Source organism: Leptospira semungkisensis (genome assembly GCF_004770055.1).
GTDB classification, from domain to species: Bacteria; Spirochaetota; Leptospiria; order Leptospirales; family Leptospiraceae; genus Leptospira_B; species Leptospira_B semungkisensis.
On record NZ_RQEP01000010.1, the window covers coordinates 113,534 to 133,685 of the forward strand.

Sequence of the window (20,152 nt, forward strand, 5' to 3'; positions counted from 1 at the left end):
CCTTACCAGATTCTGCGGTTAGCGTATTTTCGCTCTCCACAGGGTCAAGTGGTTTAGGAATCAGATCTTTGCTTTCTCTATCTCTTCTTTGATCCTACGATTCACATCTCTTTCGGCACACTCGACCAAGACACGGATCGCACTACGCACAGCATGAGAATTAGAAGAACCATGACCGATCAAACAAGTTCCATCCACACCTAATAGAAGAGCTCCACCATATTCTGCATAATCGAGTCTCTTCTTAATGGCAGTAAAGGTAGGCTTCAAGAGCAATGCACCTGTCTGGGCTAAGCTAGACTGAGCAATGCTCTCTCTCAAGACACTGAAGATGGATTTAGAAAGGCCTTCTGTCGCTTTAAGAACTATATTTCCTACGAAGCCGTCGCAAACTACTACATCCACATTCCTTCCGCCTCCATATAGATCCCGACCTTCCACATTTCCTACAAAGTCGACAGGAAGTTTTCGAATGTATTCGAATGCTTTTAATGTGACGGAGTTTCCCTTCTTATCCTCTTCTCCGTTAGAAAGGATTCCTACTTTAGGTTTAGGAATATTAAATATATATTTAGAATAGATAGAACCCATGATCGCGAACTGTGCCAGATATTCAGGCTTACAGTCCACATTCGCTCCTGCATCCAAAAGCAAAGTAGGTGCCCCCTTCTCTCTAGGAATGGGAGCCGCAATCGGAGGACGAAGCACTCCTGGTATTCTACCAAGATACAACAAGGCAGCTGCCATAGTGGCTCCGGTATTTCCGGGAGAGAACATTCCGACACAGGTTTTGTTCGCCACAAGCTGAGCCGCTTGCACGATAGAAGAATCTTCCATGGCACGAACTGCGATGGAAGGAGAGTCGTTCATGCCTATGATCTCACTGGCATGAACTATCCTTATTTTTTCGGGATCATATTCGTATTTGAGGAGGATCTCGCTTAGGTCTTCTTCTTTGCCTACGAGAATTACGTTTCTGCCGTCTTGGTTGACTGCGGTAACTGCACCTTCTACGATCCTGTCAGGACCGTAGTCGCCGCTCATTGCATCGACGGCGACCCACATATTGCTTAGTTCTCTTCGCTAGTCTTCCTGACTTTCGGCTCAACTACCACACGGTCTTTGTAGAAACCGCATACTGGGCAAATCCTGTGAGGAGGTCTGAAGGAGTTGCAGTTCGGACATGGGACTAGATTGGGTTTGCCGATCGCGTGGTGGGCCCGTTTCATCCTTACTTTGGATTTGGATTTTCGTCTCTTAGGAACTGCCATTGTCTTTCTCTATAGATAAGGTCGATTTACGACTATGTTTTTTTTATAGGGGGAATTCACAACTGTTTTTCAAGTGCAGAGAAGGAATCCAGAAACTCCCCGATTTCTTTTCTCTTGGTATATAAGGAAGAACGATTAAAGATCAGCCTAGCCGTAGATTCCATGATAATCTCGATCTCTTCCAGATTATTTGCCTTTAAGGTAGCTCCTGTAGAGACTAAATCCACGATGCAATCGGATAATCCAACCAAAGGAGCGAGTTCTATACTACCGTAGAGCTTGATCACCTCGCAATTGATCCCTTTTTTTAGGAAGAATTCCTTGGCTATATTCGGATATTTTGTCGCTACACGAACCTTTCTTTCGCCTGAGCTCAGGCTCCAGCCCTTGGGTGCGGCAACAGAAAGTCTGCATTTTCCGATTCCCAGGTCCAAGGGAAGAAGAAGGTCATATCCACCTTCCAATAATACGTCCCATCCCACAATGCCTGCGTCTGCGGAATTCTGTTCCACGTAAGTCGCCACATCTTGAGAACGGACAAGCAGAATGCGGACCTTTCCCTTAGAATCTTTGAAGATTAATTCTTTAGAATCCGGATCCGGGCGACCATTGAGCCAGCCTTGTTCCAGCATCAATTCGATGCTTTCTTCGGCGAGCCGTCCTTTCGGAAGGGCCAGTGTTAGCATTAGTTGCCCTGGCTGTTTTTCAGTAGAAGATAAGTAGCGAGTTCTTTGACCGACTTGAATTCTTCAGAAGGAGAAGAGATCTCTTGCTCTAAAACCTTTTTCAAGAGTTCCAGAGCTTCCGCCTTTTTCCCGTTCTTAAGTTTGAGTCGTCCAGCCTGGTATAGACTCCAAGCGTAGAATCCGGATACATTCCTGCGATTGCTCAAAAGAGAAGAGGCAGTGGAATAATCAGTCTCCGCTTCGGCGAATTGATTTCCGCTCTCTCTGTAATTACCGGCCAAATAGAAATAATAAGCCTTTGCTTCAGGAAGATCATCAATCTTCTTTCCAGCATATTCTAGCTTATCCGCAGCCTTTGCGAACTCTCCGTTACGAGCATACAGATCTCCGAGAGTCTTAGAAAGACGAAGATCCAAAGAAGGTGAACTATAAGTAGAAGCGATTGCTTCGTATTTCTTGATCTTATCGGTCAATTCCGCCAAAGGATTTTGAGCCAATTCCTTTTCGAGGCGTTCAATTGCGATGGTTCCCTTGCGGAATTGCTCGGCTCTGTATTCGTTCCATCCCACTACGGAGACAACGGTTACGAATAAAACTCCGAATCCGATCAGGACCTCTTTCTTATGTTCTCCGATTTTAGAGAATAAGATGGCAAAAGCCTTTTCGGCTCCGGAAAGATCCGCGTACGGATCCAGATCCTTTATAGATGCTCCGGGTTTTGGTTCGAACCGCTTCATGGAAACTCCGAGTTTCTCCTTTATTTCAAGGAAGAATTGATAAAGCTACCTAGACTTTCACGAGAAGGAGTATCGGAAGTTTTCAAATACTTAGCCATCTCTTCTCTTTCTAGTGCTTTGTCGAAATCTTTAATGGATAAAGAGATCTTCTTGTTCTTGGAGTCGATCTTAACAACGGCGCATTTTACGATATCGCCAGGCTTATAGGACTCGGCAAGATTCGTATCCTTTCCTCCAGGAATTTCGGAGATATGAACCAGACCTTCAAATCCAGGCTCGATCTCTACGAACATTCCGAAGTCCACGATGCTCTTGATCTTTCCTTGCACCACGGAACCTACAGGATAACGATTTCTAAGAGCTTCGTACGGATGCTCTTGCAATTGCTTGAGTCCGCAGGAAATTCTCTGAGCATCGAAATTGATATCGAGGATAACGTATTTTACTTCTTCTCCTTTTTTCAGAAGAGAAGTAGGATTCTTTTGTTTTTCATCCCAAGTGATATCGCTGATATGAACCAGACCTTCGATTCCATTCTCTACTTCAACAAAGGCACCGTATTTGGTGATTCCGGTAATTTTTCCGGTCAATACGTTACCTACTCTTACTTCTGGTCCAAGAGTATCCCAAGGATTCGGTTGTAATTGTTTGAGTCCGAGCGAAAGTCTTCTGCTGTCGAAGTCGATATCTAAGATTAATGCTTCTACTTCCTGGCCTTTTTTCAGGAGTTCTTTTGGATGAGGAGGCTTCTTAGCCCAGGTCAACTCGGAAGTATGAATTAAACCTTCCAGACCTTCCTTCAATTCAACGAATGCTCCGAAGTTAGTGAGAGAAGTAACGGTTCCACGGATGACCATGTCTTTTTCCAAGGAACGTTTTGCCCAAACCCAAGGATCTTCGTAAAGTTGCTTGAGTCCGAGAGCGAGCTTGTTATTCTCTTTGTCCATTTCTAGAACTTCGAGTTCGAGTTCTTGTCCAATGGTGAAGTATTGTTTGAATGGTGCGAATTTCTTATAAGAAATATCTCTTTGTCTAAGAAGTCCTACGACTCCTTCTAGATCGCAGAAAACTCCGAAGCTTGCGATCTTGGAAACGGTTGCCTTAACTCTATCTCCGACTTTTACTTTCAGAGCGAGAGCATCCCATTTCTCGTTATTGACCTCGTCCAAAAGTTTCTTTCTGGAAACTACTCCGGAACGAGTGCGCTCATTGATCTCGATCACTTTGAAATCGAGCTCTACGCCTTTGAAATTTTCTCCATCGGAGAATTTATAACTAAGTTGAGATGCAGGAAGGAAAAGTTCGGAACCTTCGACGTTCACGATATAGCCTTTGCCTTTGATCTCGTTTACCAAACGTCCACTAACTTGGTAATTATTTTTGAAAGCGTCTTTAACTACTTCCCAACCTTTTCTTTGGTCGGCTTCTTTTTTAGAAAGAATGCATCCGGAATCAGTAGATTCCTTTCTTTTTACGAGTGCGGTTACTACACTTCCGATCTCCGGTTTTTCGTCGAAATCGGAACGAGGAATTCTCCCCTCTTGTTTCAGTCCTTCGATTGCCACATAAACGTTATCGTTATCGACAGATACGACTTTACCTTCTACAATCTGATCCTTACGGATTTCGGCTTCATCGTTTTTCTTTTCTTCCCACTGTTTGAAAACTTCTGCAAAAGTGGACTTGTCTTGTTGGCTACTCATACGGATTGAAATACTCGGTGTTTGATTGGGATTAGTGCGAATCGTTATAAATGCCAGGCTCTAGGCACCCAAGGATCTTACTAATTACACTATTTTTTGGCAGCTTATCCGTGTCAATGAGGATTGCATCTTCCGCTTTTCGCAAAGGAGCGATTTCTCTTTCCATGTCGGATTTGTCCCGAATAATGATTTCCTTTTCTATTTCATCCGGATTAGAATGAATTCCTTGCTCCAATAACTGGTTATATCTTCTTTCTGCTCTCACCTTAGAAGAAGCTGTTAAGAAGAATTTGTAACGAGCGTCCGGAAATACATGTGTACCTATGTCTCTACCATCCATAACGAGACGATGAGTAAGAGCAAGGTTTCTCAATTGAGAATTTACGAAGTCTCTGAATGCCGACTTATCGGCAATGTATTTGATCTCTCTAGTAATCTCTGGACTGCGGATCTCTTGAGAAACATCCTGCCCGTTTAGAAAAATATGATTCTCACCTGTCTTAGAAAACTCGCATAAGATCTCCACTCCTTCAGTGAGAGATAGAAAATCTTTTAGAGGAAGCCAATCGGAAAACGATATAGAACTGTTAGTCGAAGAATAGATTTTATATATGTGCAAAGTAAGAGCTCTATAAAAAGCTCCTGAGTCCAAATATTCAAATCCCAATTTCTTGGAGAGTTCTCTCGCAACTGTACTCTTTCCTGTTCCAGCAGGGCCATCGAGTGCGATTACATTTTCAGTCATGATAAGAAACCTTTTAGTAAAGATTCGAATCCAGGAAAAGAAGTCTCTATCCAAGAAGTCTCATCCGGAGTTAGATCCAAACCACTCACTGCTCTTAGTACAAGAAAGCTCATCGCTATCCTGTGATCCATCTTAGTAGAGATCTTAGCTCCTTTTCCGGAAAGCCAAGCTTGCAGCTCGGAGGAATTCGCAGAAGAATTTTGTTCCGGGATTTCGTAACCGTCTTTGTATTCGTGCACTAGAATTCCGAGATTTCGAAGATTCTCCACCATAGCGGTGATCCGATCCGATTCCTTGGCTCTTAATTCTTCTGCATGACGGATCGCAAATCCACCTTTCGCAAAAAGACCGGCGATCGTTAAGATTGGGATCTCATCGATCAGAGAAGGAATCCATTCTTCAGGTATATCAGAAAAATATAAATTAGAGGAAACCGCTTCTAAGTCTCCTACAGGTTCCCCACATTCTACCCTTTCGTTATGGATGAGAATCTTTGCGCCCATAGCTTCTAACGCTTTTAGAATCCCGACGCGAGAAGGATTCAATCCAACGTTCTTCACAAGAACTGAACCTTCTTTTAAAAGAACACCTAACACCAAGAAGAATGCCGCAGAAGAGATATCTCCGGGCACCTTGAAATCTCCCGCTTCAAAAATATAGGGAGGCTCCATCTTGAAATGAGTGGGAGAAGAATATTGCAGTTTATTGCCGAGAAAGCGGAACATATTCTCTGTATGATCTCTGGAAAGAATCTCTTCTTCGTATTCTAAAGAGGTTTCAGATGCCATTGCCGCAAGCATAAGGCAGGACTTTACCTGAGCAGAAGCGATAGGGCTCTTATAAACAAAAGGAGAAAGTTTCTTTCCCTGGATCTCCAGAGGTGCTTTATCTTCCTTTCCATGAATGGAAGCTCCCATGGCACTTAAAGGTTTTATAATACGCGACATGGGTCTTTTTTGTAGGGAATGATCACCCGTCAGCCTCGCGTTAATTCCGGAAAGTCCGGCAAGAAGCCCGGCAGACAATCGAATTCCAGTGCCTGCATTTCCGAAGTCCAATTCTTCTTTGGGAGAATGAAGCGAACTCTTTCCGGGGCTCGTAAAAAGATAAGAACCGGGAGAAAGCTTCTCAATCTTCAAACCAAGATGAGAGAATGCCTTCATCGTATTCAAAGGATCTTCTGCTTCCAAAAATCCGGAAACTCGTGAAGTCCCTTTGGAAAGTACGGAGAATAAAACGGAACGATGAGAAAGGGATTTATCTCCGGGAACGGAAATCTCGCGGCCGGAAGAACTAAGAACTCTTGGGATCATTTTGCTTCTTTAAAATTGCATCCCTATCTAAACGGGATTTTTCCATGAAGGACTCCCATTTTTCTAGGTCCAGCGGGTTTTCAGGATCCAATGCGGAAAGAAGGGAATCCAATCTAGACTTATAATCCAAAAGCGCTTTATAGATCTCTTCTTGGTTGGAAGAAAAGATCGCAGACCACATCTTAGGGTTCGAACCTGCAATCCTGGTCATGTCCCTAAATCCTCCTCCTGTCAAAGGAAGAGGAGAACGATCCGTAAACTCTCTCACACATTTATTTTCCCAGACCCAATTCGTCATGAGAGAAGAGATCAAATGGGGAGCGTGGGACACGTAGGAAAGAATATGATCATGATCCTCTGCAGGAATTTCGGTAGTCGACATTCCGAGAGACTTCCAAAAAGATTCGATCTTCAGGAATGCATCTTCTGTGGCTCCCTTAGGCCTTGTCAGAATGCAAAGACGATTCTCATATAGATCTGCATTCGCGAATTCCAAACCCGACTCCTCTGAGCCGCACATAGGATGAGAAGAAATATAACGATGTTCTCCTTGAACAACAGACTCCACTGCTCTTACGATCTCTAACTTAGTAGAACCCATATCGGTCAGAAGCCCGGAAAAAGAAGAAGGAAGACTTCGGATCACGTCCACAGTTGTATTCACCGGAACACCGAAAACGATCAGGTCATACGAATTCCAATTCGGAGATTTGGAAAATTCGTCCGCAGTAAATAGAATATCCGCAGAATTGAGCTTTATCCCCTTCTCTTTACTAGAAGACGAGCCAACTACTCCGGTAATTTCCAGACCGGAAGATTTTTTACGGAGAGCAAGAGACAGGGAGGCTCCCATCATTCCCAAACCGTATATTAGAATTTTTTTAAATTCTGTCTTCACGGGTTGGGAGGAGAGATCGGATAAGATCCCAGTATCCTGAGGTAAATTGTATTTTCTTTTAGAGTGTTTAACACTTCTTCAATGATCGGATCCTTTTTATGTCCGTGAAAATCGATAAAGAAATTATACTCCCAAGAAGTCCTACGAGTCGGCCTGGATTCCACCTTTGTCAGGTTGATCCCCTTATCAAAGAAAGGTTTCAGCACTTTGTATAAGGACCCTGGTTTATCCGGAATAGAGAATACAACCGAGGTCTTGTCATTTCCTGTAGGAGGACATTGGTTCTTTCCGATGATCAAAAAACGAGTCGTATTATCCGACATGTCTTCGATGGATTCTCGAACTATATCTAATCCGTAGATCTCTGCAGCGATCGAAGAGGCAACTGCTGCACTTCCTCCTCTCTTCTCCGCAACGATGCTCGCCGCTCTAGAAGTAGAAGGAGTTTCCGAGACTTCCACATGAGGAAGGTTCGCTGCGATCCAATTTCTACATTGTGAATTCGCGATCTTGATCCCATACAATGTCTTGATCTTAGAAAGATCATGCTCGAATCCCAAAAGATTCAGAGTGATCTTAAGATAGATCTCCGAATAAATATTCAGATCGGAGACTAAGAACTGATCCAATGTGGAGTTTACCAAACCCTCGGAAGAATTTTCCACAGGAACAACTCCGTAATCTGCCTTGTCCGTTTCGACTGCTCTAAATACTTCTGGAATGGAAGGGAACTCGGTTGCTTCAACCGAAGTTCCGAACCTGGCACGAACTGCCTGGTGAGAGAAAGATCCTTCTGGTCCGAGATATCCGATAGCCAATCCCTTTTCTACCGAGAAGGAACCGGACATGATCTCCTTATAAATAGCAACCAAGACCTTATCAGGAAGAGGTCCTCCGTTCAGGCTTAAGATCTTTTCGTAAACGTCCTTTTCTCTATCGGGACGATAGATTGGCTCGTTATTCTCACGCTTGATCTCTCCGATCTCAGACGCAATCTCCGCCCTGGCCTGAATAGCCTTGACGATCTCCTTATCCAAGGAATCTATCTTGTCCCTGAATTCCTTCAGCTTGTCGTTATTCTTGGCCATTCTCTATTAAATCGTCCAGGTTTTCGAATTTCAGCTCCTTCACTTCTACAGGAGCAGGTAAATCGGTCAGTTTATTTAAACCGAAATGGATCAAAAATTCTTTGGTAGTTCCGTACAGTGCGGGTCGTCCGGGCACTTCTTTATTTCCCACTGGCTTTACCAGTTTCTTGGAAATAAGAGAAGTCACCATCGCCCTCGACGAAACTCCGCGGATATCGTCTATTTCGGATAATGTGATCGGTTGCTTATAAGCGATAATTGCAAGAGTATCCAGGCTAGAACGAGAGAGTTGTTCCCTCTTCTTCTCTTTGAATAGCTTCGCCAGGATCTCGGAATATTTTTCGTTGGTGGAAAATTGATACGCGCCTGCGATCTCTCGGAGTACGAAGCCTCCGTCTTTTTCTTGGTAGTCCAAGATGAGTTCATCTAGGATCTCACGGGCTTCTTGTTTTTCACATTCTATGGATTTAGCGATGCTAGCGAGTTTGAGCGGCTCTCCAGAGAGGAAAAGCAGCGCCTCGATCAGACCCTTTAAGCCGGCTTTGTCGCGTTCCACGGTTCTCCCACCAAGAATATACGGATTTCGCCAAACGTTTTATGCTGCCGGATAGATACGATTCTCTGCTTACAGAGCTCCAGCATGGCAAGAAAGACGGCTACAATCTCTGCTTTCTCCGGCTTGACCGTAGAAAACAATTCTTCGAAAGAGATATCCGAACGTTTGACGAGGAGTTCGGAGATGGAGACCATCTTGTCCTCGACAGAATATCGGTGGGGCGCGGTAAGTAAAGCGGGAATCTCCCCCTCTTCTCCGCCTTTTTCCAGGATCTCGTTAAAGGCGGAAATTAAATCCAAAAGACTGAGATCCAGCCATGATTCGGATTCGTCTATGACCTGATTGGTTTCCCTTTGGAAAACCCCCGCTTGGGTCTTGTCTATTTCAGACATTTTCTGAGCGGTTAATTGGAATTTCTTATGTTCTAGAAGTTTTTCGACAAGCTCTGGGGGAAGTGGCGGATCATAATCTTCTTCTTCGAATCCTGGATCGGGGAGTAATGCCTTTGATTTTAGATAAACCAAGTTGGCGGCCATAAGAGCGTATTCAGCTCCTATATCTATATGAATACTTTCAGAAATCTTAATGAAGTTTAAAAAGTCATGAGTAATTTGAGAAAGGGAAACTTCGAATATATCTACTTTATAACTTTCTATCAAAGACCAGAGAAGGCTCAAAGGCCCTTCCGTTATTCCACCATCCGAGTTGTTCCATTGAACAACAAAGGAATTCCCGCCGTTCTCCCTCTCCATGATCTTTTCTATTAGGAATTCAGAGCTTTATCGGCCGCTTGTTGCAATCTTTCAGGAGAGAAAGGTTTTACTACGAAATCCTTAACTCCCATCTTGATCGCTTTCGCGAGAAGTTCTTCCTGTCCGAGAGCGGTTACCATGATGATGCGAGCCTTAGGATCTAATTTGAAGATCTCTTGGGCTGCCTCTATCCCGTCTTTTTCTCTCATCGTGATATCCATGGTGACTAGATCAGGCTTGATTGCCTTGTACTGATCCACGGCAATATTTCCGTTTTCAGCTTCGCCGACGATCTCATGCCCTCCGGCGACGAGTGCGTCCTTCACCATGGTCCTCATGAATTTTGCATCGTCTACTACGAGAATTCTGGCCATAATTAGTTTCCCCTTTCTTTAAGAATGGAAAGTATCCTTGATGTTATTGCGCTTACAGGTTCCACGAATTGAATCCCCCCCATTTCGATGGCTTGGCGATTCATTCCGAAGATTACCGAGCTTTCCTCGTCTTGAGCAACGGTAGAAGCTCCCGCTTCTCTCATTCTAAGAGTAGCAGCCGCTCCGTCCTTGCCCATACCGGTCATTATTACACCGACCAAGGCGCTCCCGTATTCCCGGATTGCGCTGTCGAATAAAACTTCGACTGAGGGCCTGTGTCCATTTACAAGTGATTCCCTGCCTAAGGCAATCCATTTCCTTCCTGCCCTAGTTTCGATCTTCAAATGTGCGTCACCCGGAGCGACGTAACCGTAACCCGCGCGAACTTCTTCACCTTCTTCGGCTTCCTTAACGGTGACTTTCGAATGATCGTTCAGCCGAGCAGCAAAAGCTTTCGTAAAACCTACCGGCATGTGCTGTACGACGAAAATCGGAAGATGAAAATGCTCCGGAAAATCCGAAAAAACAGTCTGTAGAGCTTTTGGTCCACCCGTGGAAGTCCCGATACAGACCGCCTCCACGACTTTTTTTTCATCTTTGAAAATTTTATGACGAACCGACTCCACAATCTTTTTCGGATCGAGAGCCGGAGAAATATGACGCACACTTTCGAAGAAAGAAAGAATGCGATTTCTCAATACAGTACCTATTTCTTCCGGATTGAATTGATTGGTGGTGGAAGGCTTAGGAACAAAATCAATCGCTCCGTATTCCAATGCCTTGAATGTCGCATCCGCTCCGTGTTGAGTAAGAACGGAAAGCATCATCACTGGAATGCCTAATTTTCGTTTCTGAAGTTCCTGCAGAGCGGAAAGTCCATCAAGAACAGGCATCTCCACGTCAAGCACCACTAGGTCTGGACGAAGTTTGGTTGCGAGTTCTATGCAATCCACTCCAGTCTTGCCAGTTGCGATGACTTGAATCCGCTCATCTTTTTGGATCTGATCCGAAATAATATTTCTAACTAAGAGAGAATCGTCGATGATTACGACTCTGATTGCTTGGTCCGTATGAATGCCTACCACGATTTACAAGCCTAAAAATTAGAACTTTGGAAGCAAGCTCATGAGTTCGTCGAAGTCCGGAAGGAACAAAAGAACTCCCAGAAGATTATTACCCTCATGATTGAATTCGGTAAGCATACTTAAAAATTTCGTCCTTTCCGGTTTTACTACATCCAAGACTTCGAGGAAGGTTCCTTCCACAAGCTCTGGAACATCAGGCATCACACTCACTTTCGCCTTATTAGAAATAGAGTTCAAAACAGAAGCGCAAACAATGTTTGAGATTTCGGAGAGAACACTTCGAGTATCGTCGTCCAAAGCATCTCCAGTCGCAACACTATCTAATAATTCTTTAGCAAGATTCTTTGCATTCTCTCTGGAGAACATCATGAGCATGTTTCCGTTCAAATCTCCGTTCATACGGACCTTCATTCCGTAGAATTTGTCATCGGAGAAACGAATCTCAGAGGCAAGACCTTCCTTATCGTTCATGATAATCTCAGGAATGAATAGATCCACATTTCTATTTAGGATCTGAGAAAGTACCATTCCCGCATTCATCATTCCGGTATTCACCACAGACTCGATCTTCTTGATCTGTTCCTTGGTCAAATTCCCGGTGAAATCCTTGGAATGAGAAATTGCCATCATTCTCTGCTTCTTCTGTTCCAAGAAACCTTCTATGATATGATCCGCTCTTTTCTTTTCTTCAGCGGTAATATCCTCGGAGATGAGTTCGCGGATATGGGATCTGTATTCTTCTTCCATACCCTTTTTGGCGGCCGGTCTTTCGAGCACAGCGGTACTCGCAGAAGATTCGGACGCAGTTTCTGCAGAAGAGATCAATTTATCCTCAACAGGTCTAATCTCGACAGTAGGTTTCACTGGGGAAGGAGCAGTTTCTCTTTCCAACTCTTCCTTGGTGACTACAATCTTCTTAGCCGCTTCCGATTTCTTACGTTCGCTCTTCTTGCGACGTTCTCTTTCCTGAGTAGTGATCTCGTGGAGTTTATGATTGTATACGTTCGTAGGATTGGAAGTCTTTTGGATATATCTGTCTTCTTCGGTTTCTATGGTTCGAAGAGTGCTGATCCGTTTCATCGTTTCTAGATGATAGTTCACGTATCTTGCTTTTTCTTCTAGCTCTGCTGCAAACTCTACGAGGCCAGGGATATCCAGGACCATGATAATGGTTCCGTCTCCCATGATAGAAGCTCCAGTCAATCCCTTGATATTCTTGAAGTTCTTTTCTAAGGACTTGATCACTGTCTCGTGTTTTCCTACAAGTTCGTCCACCATGAAGCCTAACTTGCGGCCCTTGTATTGAACGATTACGACAGGAGATTCTTCTCTTTCCGTTTTGTCTTGTAGACCCAGAATCCGATTCAAGCGATAGATAGGAAGGACCTCTCCCCGAAGGTTGATGATCTCGTTTCCTTCGAGAGTAGTGATCTGTTCGTTGCTGACCTTGATCGTCTCGTTGACTTCGGATAACGGGAAGGCGTACACCTCTTCTTCCATAACAATAAGAATGGAAGGAATGATAGCTAACGCTTGCGGGAAGGATAATACGAAAGAAGTTCCGGATCCTTTCTGGGATTGGATGAGTATCTTTCCTTTGAATTCCTGAATGAGGCTGTTTACAACGCTCATCCCGACTCCACGTCCGGAAATATCGGTAATCTTTTCAGCAGTAGAGAATCCAGGCGCGAAGATGAATTGATAAACTTCGTTCTCGCTGAGAGCCGCAGCGTCCGTCTCGGAAACAAGACCCTTGTCGATCGCCTTCTTGCGAATCTTATCCACATCCAGACCACGACCATCGTCCTTGATCTCCACCATGATATTGCTTCCGCCTTGGTAAGCGTTCAGTTCCACAATACCGGTTTCGGATTTGCCGAGTCTTTTTCTTTCTTCCGGAGATTCTATCCCATGGTCCACCGAGTTTCGGATCAGGTGAAGAAGAGGTTCTCCCAGAGCATCTATCACCTTCTTGTCCAACTCGGTCGACTCACCATTCAGAACAAGCTCGACCGTTTTTCCGGTCTCTAAAGAAAGATCTCGCACGAGACGAGAGAAACGTCTGAAGACTGTAGAAATAGGAACCATCCGGATATTCATAATGCCGGATTGCAATTCCTTAGAAATACGATTGATAAGATCGATTCGGCCTTTCAGCTCGTTGAATAATTGATCATCCCCGAAAGTACGAAGAAGATCGTCATAGATCTTCTGAAAGCCTGAGTTAGTAATCACAAGCTCACCGACGTTATTCATAAGTTGGTCGAGTTTGTCAGAAGATACTTTAATACTTTTTAATGTAACCTTGGCTTCGCTAGTTCTTTCTTCTTCATCCAATTGATAAGAAGATCCGCTCGCCGAGGCGGAAGAATCAGCCAGTTTGTATTCTTGAATCATTACGTTCTCTACCATGTCCACATTTGCGGCCTTGGTAAGTTCCTCTTGGGATTCTGAACTTACGATAAGGATAGAAAGGAAATGTGCTTCGGTCCCCTTTTCCAATTCTTCAGAACTAGGTTGGGTGCGGAATACGTGTCCCATTGCTCTTAAATTCTGAAGAATGAGAGTATAACGTAACCCTTTCATAGGGGAATCTTTCTTCAGGCCTACTTTAAGTAGCCAAGCCTTTCCTGGATTAGAGCGAACTACTTCTGTCAGATCTTTAAGTTCCTCTCCATCAAGTTCCATTCCGCTTCCGGAAATTGCCTCGTGCTTAGTAGATGCAGGCGCCGATTCAGTAACAGGTTTGCCTTTCGGAGAAGGAACCGCAGTCGCTTCCGGACTCTTTTCGTAAGCTTCCAATCTTTGGATCATCTCCGTATAAGGAGTATCCACTTTCTTTCCTTCTGAAACGTTAACGATCACGTTCTTAATGAGGTCAAAGCATTGGAAGAGAAGATTAACTAAGGACAGATTGACTGCGAGTTTTCCGTCGCGAATGCTCTGCAAAAGATTTTCCATCTTATGAGCGAGATCGGAAAGATTATAAAGACCTACGAATGCTGCGGAGCTCTTAAGAGAGTGAGCCGCTCTGAAGATATCATTGATGGTCTGGGGATCAGATTGGTCCTTCTCCAATTTGAGAAGGTTGGCATTCAATTCTTCTATCTGATCTTCGGACTCTTCGAGGAAGAGTTCAGTGTATTCGCCTAATACTCCGGCCATTTACGCTTCCTCCCCGGCATAATCCATAAGCATGGAAAGATTCAGGTTCAGTATTAGAGATTCGTCGAACTGACTGACGGACTCGATGAGTTCGCTATAATTCACGCTAAGATCCTCGTCTGCCTTACTGACCTTATCCTTGTGAACCTTGATAACCTGCTTTACTGAGTCTACGAGAAGTCCTGCTCTCTTCTCTCCATCCACGACCACGATGATCCTAGTCGAAGGAATAATATTACAAAAACCTAATCCGAATAATTCCTTCAGATCCATGATAGGAATGATCTCTCCTCTAAGATTGATCACACCCAAAATGAAACCTTCTACGTTAGGAATTCGAGTGATAGGGACCGGTTTTAATATTTCATGAATGTAAAGGATATCGATCCCGAAGATCTCTTTATCCACTTCGAAAGTTAGGAATTCTTGGAGAGTTTCCAGTTCCTTTCCTTCTTGGTCTTTTTCTGCGGGGTTATTTTTATCTATGGTTTTCACCGGTTCTCCGCCATTTTCTCACTCTGATCGGAAACGTTTGGCAGCGGTTTCCGGCAGGTACAAATCACCATGGGTAGTCTTGAAAAGAACTCCCCTTACCGAATTATCGGACTGATTTTTCTCCAATTTTATGGGGAAAGCAATGGTTTTTTTTCTCCGTTATTACCGTACCGACTCGCAAGTCATGCGGCTCTGCAGAGAATTCGCAAGGGTATAGATCCTCGAAAGACAAGCCAATCATTTTTTCAGAAGGGACGTTCTGCATGCTTCGATCGTAGAAACCTTTTCCCCTTCCTAACCTCGCGCCTTCTCCATTCCAACCCAAAGCGGGAATTAGGATCCAATCCGCTTCCTTGGGAAGAAGAGTTTTCTTGCCGGAAGGTTCCAGAATGCCGAATGCTCCTTTGGAAAATTCGAGACCTTCTCTGAATTCCAAACCCGCTTCGGTTATTTTAGGAAAGAATAAGTCAAAACGAAGATCCTCGAGTTGAATGCATGACGTGGACGGAAAGGCGGAGATCTCAAACTCGTCGGAGACATAGGAGATGATATTCAAATTCGAGCGAGAAGATCTATGTCTCAAGAAATGGATTAGATTCGTTCGAATATTTTCTTCTTTTTCGCTCCGCAAAGCGACCGTTTGCATAGCTAGCTTTTGAATCTTTCTCGCGTCTTGCTTGGAAAGCAATTACAGATCTCCGATCAACCCCTCTTCAATGAGAGTGATTAACTTTCTGGTTTTCTCTTCGGCTTCCGGAGAAGAAGATCCCGTTTCAGGAGCATTCGATCTGGATTGTTCGAGTTCGTCTGCGAAATTGAGAGCTGCAAGCACGGCGAGTTTTAATTTAGAAGCGCTCGGCATTCCAAGCTGTAATTCCCGGATCTTACGATCCACCAACTCCGCGAGTCGGTGGATGTATTCTGGATCCGTATCTCCTACGATCGTATAGTCGTCGCCCTGGATACGAGCTTTGACCTTTTCACTCATACAGCCTTACTTTGGATCGTCTTCGATGACTAGAAAGTCGTCATCTTCGTCCGCGTCGAAAACGCTGATCGCATCGTCATCATCTTCGATAATGATATCATCATCGTCTACAGAAACAGGACTGAAATCATCTATCGGTTCATCGGTGATGATGATCTCGTCATCTCCTCCGGACGAATCAGAAGATTCTGTCAGAACGGAAATATCATCGTCCTCGTCGTCGAGTAAAATGATCTCATCGTCTTCGTTAAAGTCCTCGTCGGAGGAATCACGAACCACAGAAGGAGCTGCCGCAGCAGCGGCTGCGACTCCAGCTGCACCGACCGCACCTGCAGCGGCGCCGGTCGCAAAAGAACTGCTAGACGGTTTAGAAGAAGCTGATGAAGAGGATCCGCTGCCGGAAGCAGGTAGGCCATCCAAACGACCCAGAAGCTGATTGATCTTAGCTTCGAGTGCTCTTTCTCTATCTTTGATATCCTCCAACTCCTGATTTGCTTTTTGGAGTTGCTCGCGAAGGGAAGAAAGTTCTTTCTCTTTTTCCTCCATGGCCAGTTTCATCTGGTCATTTTCCGCGCGGAGGGATTCATTTTCGGTCTCGAGGCGGCCATTTTCCGCTCGAAGGTCGCTTATGAGTTCGAGAGCTTTTAAAACCTTACTCTCGAGCTCTTCAATAGTCTCCATGGTTAACATAATGCGAACCTCGTTGTCCTTCCGAATTAGTTTGTAAGATTACACATCGGACTCAGTAGCTTTCCAAGCCCTAATTTTTCGGACCCGCCAAATCGGCAAAATCCATCCCATTTTTCATATTTCTCGAAAAGAGAAAAACCTTTTTTTCTAAAAACAAAGAAAGCCCGTAGAATTACGGGCTTTTTAGGTGCTAAGGAAAGTCGCAAGCGACCTTCCGGCGGCTGATCTTAGGCTGCTACCTTGATCTTTTCAACGAGTGCGTTGAAAGTTTCTTTGTCGTTAAACGCGAGTTCGGCCAAAGCTTTTCTATCTAAAGATATATTGGCTTTTTTCAAACCGTGGATAAACTGAGAGTAAGAAAGTCCTGCTTCACGAGCAGCAGCATTGATACGGATGATCCAAAGTTTGCGGAAATCACGTTTCTTTGCTTTTCTATCTCTGTATCCCCACTGCCCCGCTTTCATCACTGCGGATTTCGCAGTTCTGTAAAGTTTAGAGCGAGCTCCGCGGAAACCTTTTGCGGTTTTTAAGATCTTTTTACGACGATTCTTATGAATAGTTCCGTTTGTAGCTCTAGGCATTATCGTACTCCGTAAGGCATGAGTCTAACGATTGATTTCCAATCAGATCCATTTACCAAAGTCATTCCTCTAAGGCGACGACGCCTCTTAGGACCTTTCTTGGTAAGAATGTGACGGGTGTTCATACTCTTCCGTTTAATTTTATTATTTTTGGAAAACTTGAACCGTTTAGCTGCGGCTCTATTTGTTTTAAGCTTAGGCATTTCCTTACCTCGATAACTCCTGACTCTAATCTCTTACTTCGCAGCAAGAGGTGTGATAACTACCACGATCTGACGTCCGTCCAATACTGGTTCTCTTTCAGGAGAACCTACGGTTTTCAGATCTTCCACCATACGGTTGACTACGTTCATTCCCAATTCGGAATGCATCATCTCTCGGCCGCGAAAACGAAGGCTCACTTTTACCTTGTCACCCTTTTGCAGGAACTCGACAGCGTGGCGCTTCTTAATATCGTAATCGTGTTGGTCGATCCTTGGACGGATCTTAACTTCCTTCACGTTGATTACGTGTTGTTTCTTCTTCGCTTCCTTACTTTTTTTAAGTAGTTCGAACTTGTACTTACCGTAATCGATAAGTTTGCAAACGTGAATTTCCTGATCTCCGGAAACTTCCACAAGATCCAGGTTTTCTTCTTTTGCTCTCCGGAGAGCTTCATCGAACGCAACGATTAGGACACCATCGTCCGTAACCAATCTTACCTGAGAAACTCCGGTAATTTTTTCGTTAATTCTGTGATTAAACAGTTTATCCGTGGGTTTCGGTTGCGGCTTCCTCTGCATTCAATCTCCGGTTTTTTCCAATTTTTTGGCCATTAGGCCCGCTTACAAGCGATTTTCTATCTGAACGGTCAAGCTCATCAAGTAGAATTTAGTATTCTGAAGCTTATAACAGCCGCTTCCGCAAATTTACCGAAGTATTCTAGAAAAGCCGACGACTTCCTCAAAAAATAAGGGCCCGGCGGCTAAAATAGATACCGATCAATTTCCTTCTGAGACTTCTTTCTCCAATAGAGCCTTGAACTCGGCAAATGTAAGAGTAATGGTCTCTTCGGAACCTCGTTTACGGACCGCAACGGAGCCGGTCTCCTTCTCTTTTTGCCCTAGAATGAGAAGATAATTTGCCTTTTTCAGAATAGAATCCCTGATCTTAGCGCCTATCTTCTCGTTCCTGAAATCTGCTTCTGCGCGATAGCCCAGATCGATCAGGTTTTTTAAGACCTCATTTCCGTAGTCTTGGACGTTTTCTGTGACAGTAAGAACTCGGATCTGATTCGGAGAGATCCAAAGAGGGAATTTGCCTTCAAAATGCTCGATCAGGATCCCGATAAATCTTTCCAAGGAGCCATAAATTGCCCTGTGAACCATGACTGGTCTTTTTTTAGCTCCATCCGAATCGGTATAATCCAATTCGAAACGGTCAGGCATGGAGAAGTCGATCTGCACTGTTCCACATTGCCACATCCTTCCGATAGAATCCTTGATATTGAATTCTATCTTTGGACCGTAAAAGGCTCCCTCGCCTTCTTTGATCTCGTATGGAATTCCTTTCTTCTCCAAGGCTTGTTTCAACGCATTGGTAGCAAACTCCCAGTCCTCATCCTTTCCTTGGGATTTCTCCGGACGGGTTGCGATATATGTTTTGAATTCTTGGAATCCGAACTTCTTATACACATGAAATGTGAAGTCGATGATATCCAGAACTTCGGTTTCTAAATATTCCAATGGAGCATAGATATGTGCATCGTCCTGAGTAAATGCTCTCACTCGGAAGAGTCCATGCAGAACTCCATGTAACTCATGTCTATGAACGCTTCCTAACTCCGCGAATCGAAGAGGCAACTCTCTATAAGAATGAAGGTGATGCTTATAGATCAAACTGCAACCTGGACAATTCATCGGCTTGATCGCAAACTCTTCTTCGTCGATAGAAACGAAGTACATGTTCTCGTTGAAGTTTTCCCAGTGACCGCTCTTTCTCCATAACTCGGAAGAAAGCACCGCAGGAGTCTTGATCTCTTGGTAGCCTCTCTTAGCGCATTCTCTACGAATATAATCCGCAAGAGTATTCCAAAGTGAAGTTCCTTTCGGATGCCAGAAAGGAAAGCCTGGAGCCTCAGTTTGGAAAGAGAATAGATCCATTTCCTTTCCGATCTTTCTGTGATCCCTCTTCTTTGCTTCTTCCATTTGGAAGAGATACTCGTCCAATTCTTTCTTGGATGGGAATGCGATCCCGTAGATGCGAGTGAGCATTCTATTGTTTTTGTCTGCCTTCCAATACGCTCCGGAAAGCGCAGTCAGTTTGAATGCTTTCAAGAAACCGGAGCGGGGAATATGAGGTCCTCTACAAAGGTCGAACCATTCCCCCATTCCATAGATAGAAACTTTTTCATCCGGGATTTGGCCTATGATCTCTATCTTATAATTCTCTCCCATCTTTTCGAATGTGGAGATTGCTTCTTTCTTATCCCAGACCTTGCGGAAAACTTCATGATCTGCATCAGAAATCTTTTTCATCTCCGCTTCTATCTTAGGAAAATCTTCGGGAGTGATAGTTGCTTCGGTAAAATCTATATCATAATAGAAAAAGCCGGGACCATTTTCAATCACTGGTCCTACAGTTAGCTTTGCATCTTTATATAAGTTCTGGACTGCCATTCCCAAAAGGTGGGCAGCGGAATGTTGAAATGTTTCCCAACCCTCCTTGTCTTGGAAGGTCAGAACTTCCAGTTTGGGGGAAGGATCAGGGGTTGTTATCGTGTCCACGGTCCGGCTTAGATCCAGGACTTCGGTGCCGTTAAGACGGACTGCCAATGCCTTGTTCTTTAAGAACGGAAGTTGGGATTCTATAAAATCCTTAAACGTGGATCCGGACTGGACTTCTTTCGAGCTACCATCCGGTAAGATAAATTTGATTGATTGATTCTGAACTGCCACAGTTACCCCTACTTCCATTCCGTCGGTGGGAGGTTTTTTTCGCAAGCTATTCCACTTGACCCTTGCCCCGCTTGCAAGAGCCTGTCCGT

22 protein-coding genes are annotated in these 20,152 nt (G+C 44.3%); all 22 read right to left on the reverse strand.

Going from position 1 to position 20,152, the window contains the following annotated elements; genetic code table 11:
- Positions 1–60 precede the first annotated feature (60 nt).
- Positions 61–1,065, reverse strand: coding sequence for a phosphate acyltransferase PlsX (plsX, locus tag EHO59_RS08185; RefSeq protein ID WP_135586735.1), 1,005 nt, complete (start codon positions 1,063–1,065; stop codon positions 61–63).
- A 5-nt stretch (positions 1,066–1,070) separates the two neighbouring features.
- Entirely contained in the window at positions 1,071–1,271 is a 201-nt protein-coding gene (gene rpmF / locus EHO59_RS08190) for a 50S ribosomal protein L32 (RefSeq protein WP_008593555.1), read from the reverse strand.
- 56 nt (positions 1,272–1,327) lie between these two features.
- Positions 1,328–1,957, reverse strand: a complete 630-nt coding sequence (hisG, locus tag EHO59_RS08195) for an ATP phosphoribosyltransferase (protein WP_135586737.1) — start codon at positions 1,955–1,957, stop codon at positions 1,328–1,330.
- Positions 1,957–2,694: a tetratricopeptide repeat protein gene (locus EHO59_RS08200; RefSeq protein ID WP_135586739.1), complete on the reverse strand. Its 738-nt coding sequence runs from the start codon at positions 2,692–2,694 to the stop codon at positions 1,957–1,959. Before EHO59_RS08200 ends, hisG begins: the two co-directional genes overlap by 1 nt.
- A gap of 20 nt (positions 2,695–2,714) precedes the next feature.
- A complete protein-coding gene (locus EHO59_RS08205) occupies positions 2,715–4,439 on the reverse strand; it encodes a 30S ribosomal protein S1 (RefSeq protein WP_281275714.1) in 1,725 nt (574 codons plus the stop codon).
- A complete protein-coding gene (gene cmk / locus EHO59_RS08210; protein WP_135586743.1) occupies positions 4,429–5,142 on the reverse strand; it encodes a (d)CMP kinase in 714 nt (237 codons plus the stop codon). Before cmk ends, EHO59_RS08205 begins: the two co-directional genes overlap by 11 nt.
- Positions 5,139–6,455: a 3-phosphoshikimate 1-carboxyvinyltransferase gene (gene aroA, locus EHO59_RS08215; protein WP_135586745.1), complete on the reverse strand. Its 1,317-nt coding sequence runs from the start codon at positions 6,453–6,455 to the stop codon at positions 5,139–5,141. The genes cmk and aroA overlap by 4 nt, the downstream gene beginning before the upstream one ends.
- Positions 6,436–7,353: a prephenate dehydrogenase gene (locus EHO59_RS08220; RefSeq protein WP_135586747.1), complete on the reverse strand. Its 918-nt coding sequence runs from the start codon at positions 7,351–7,353 to the stop codon at positions 6,436–6,438. The genes aroA and EHO59_RS08220 overlap by 20 nt, the downstream gene beginning before the upstream one ends.
- Positions 7,350–8,441 (reverse strand): prephenate dehydratase, encoded by a 1,092-nt coding sequence (pheA, locus tag EHO59_RS08225; protein WP_135586749.1) that lies wholly within the window; start codon positions 8,439–8,441, stop codon positions 7,350–7,352. The genes EHO59_RS08220 and pheA overlap by 4 nt, the downstream gene beginning before the upstream one ends.
- The gene (scpB, locus tag EHO59_RS08230) at positions 8,428–8,967 is read right to left on the reverse strand and encodes an SMC-Scp complex subunit ScpB (RefSeq protein ID WP_425460222.1); all 540 of its coding nucleotides are present in this window, start codon (positions 8,965–8,967) and stop codon (positions 8,428–8,430) included. Before scpB ends, pheA begins: the two co-directional genes overlap by 14 nt.
- A 5-nt stretch (positions 8,968–8,972) precedes the next feature.
- Positions 8,973–9,749, reverse strand: a complete 777-nt coding sequence (locus EHO59_RS08235) for a segregation and condensation protein A (protein WP_135586753.1) — start codon at positions 9,747–9,749, stop codon at positions 8,973–8,975.
- 11 nt (positions 9,750–9,760) lie between these two features.
- Complete coding sequence (locus EHO59_RS08240) at positions 9,761–10,123, reverse strand: response regulator (RefSeq protein WP_135586755.1); 363 nt, start codon at positions 10,121–10,123, stop codon at positions 9,761–9,763.
- Positions 10,124–10,125: 2 nt separating this feature from the next.
- Positions 10,126–11,199 (reverse strand): protein-glutamate methylesterase/protein-glutamine glutaminase, encoded by a 1,074-nt coding sequence (locus EHO59_RS08245; RefSeq protein WP_246052787.1) that lies wholly within the window; start codon positions 11,197–11,199, stop codon positions 10,126–10,128.
- A 27-nt stretch (positions 11,200–11,226) separates the two neighbouring features.
- Positions 11,227–14,373, reverse strand: a complete 3,147-nt coding sequence (locus tag EHO59_RS08250) for a chemotaxis protein CheW (protein ID WP_135586760.1) — start codon at positions 14,371–14,373, stop codon at positions 11,227–11,229.
- Entirely contained in the window at positions 14,374–14,859 is a 486-nt protein-coding gene (locus EHO59_RS08255; RefSeq protein ID WP_425460223.1) for a chemotaxis protein CheW, read from the reverse strand. It lies immediately after the preceding gene.
- A 112-nt stretch (positions 14,860–14,971) separates the two neighbouring features.
- On the reverse strand, positions 14,972–15,556 hold the full coding sequence (locus tag EHO59_RS08260) for a 5-formyltetrahydrofolate cyclo-ligase (protein ID WP_135586764.1): 585 nt from the start codon (positions 15,554–15,556) through the stop codon (positions 14,972–14,974).
- Positions 15,557–15,856, reverse strand: a complete 300-nt coding sequence (locus EHO59_RS08265; protein ID WP_135586766.1) for a cell division protein ZapA — start codon at positions 15,854–15,856, stop codon at positions 15,557–15,559. It abuts the gene before it with no gap.
- A gap of 6 nt (positions 15,857–15,862) precedes the next feature.
- Positions 15,863–16,546, reverse strand: a complete 684-nt coding sequence (locus EHO59_RS08270; protein ID WP_135586768.1) for a hypothetical protein — start codon at positions 16,544–16,546, stop codon at positions 15,863–15,865.
- 227 nt (positions 16,547–16,773) lie between these two features.
- The gene (gene rplT, locus EHO59_RS08275) at positions 16,774–17,127 is read right to left on the reverse strand and encodes a 50S ribosomal protein L20 (protein WP_135586770.1); all 354 of its coding nucleotides are present in this window, start codon (positions 17,125–17,127) and stop codon (positions 16,774–16,776) included.
- Complete coding sequence (gene rpmI / locus EHO59_RS08280; RefSeq protein WP_135586772.1) at positions 17,127–17,330, reverse strand: 50S ribosomal protein L35; 204 nt, start codon at positions 17,328–17,330, stop codon at positions 17,127–17,129. The genes rplT and rpmI overlap by 1 nt, the downstream gene beginning before the upstream one ends.
- A 33-nt stretch (positions 17,331–17,363) precedes the next feature.
- Positions 17,364–17,909, reverse strand: coding sequence for a translation initiation factor IF-3 (gene infC / locus EHO59_RS08285; protein WP_135586774.1), 546 nt, complete (start codon positions 17,907–17,909; stop codon positions 17,364–17,366).
- Between the two features lie 198 nt (positions 17,910–18,107).
- Positions 18,108–20,081 carry a threonine--tRNA ligase gene (gene thrS / locus EHO59_RS08290; protein ID WP_135587294.1) on the reverse strand — a complete coding sequence of 658 codons (1,974 nt, stop codon included), beginning with the start codon at positions 20,079–20,081 and terminating at the stop codon, positions 18,108–18,110.
- Positions 20,082–20,152: the final 71 nt, after the last annotated feature.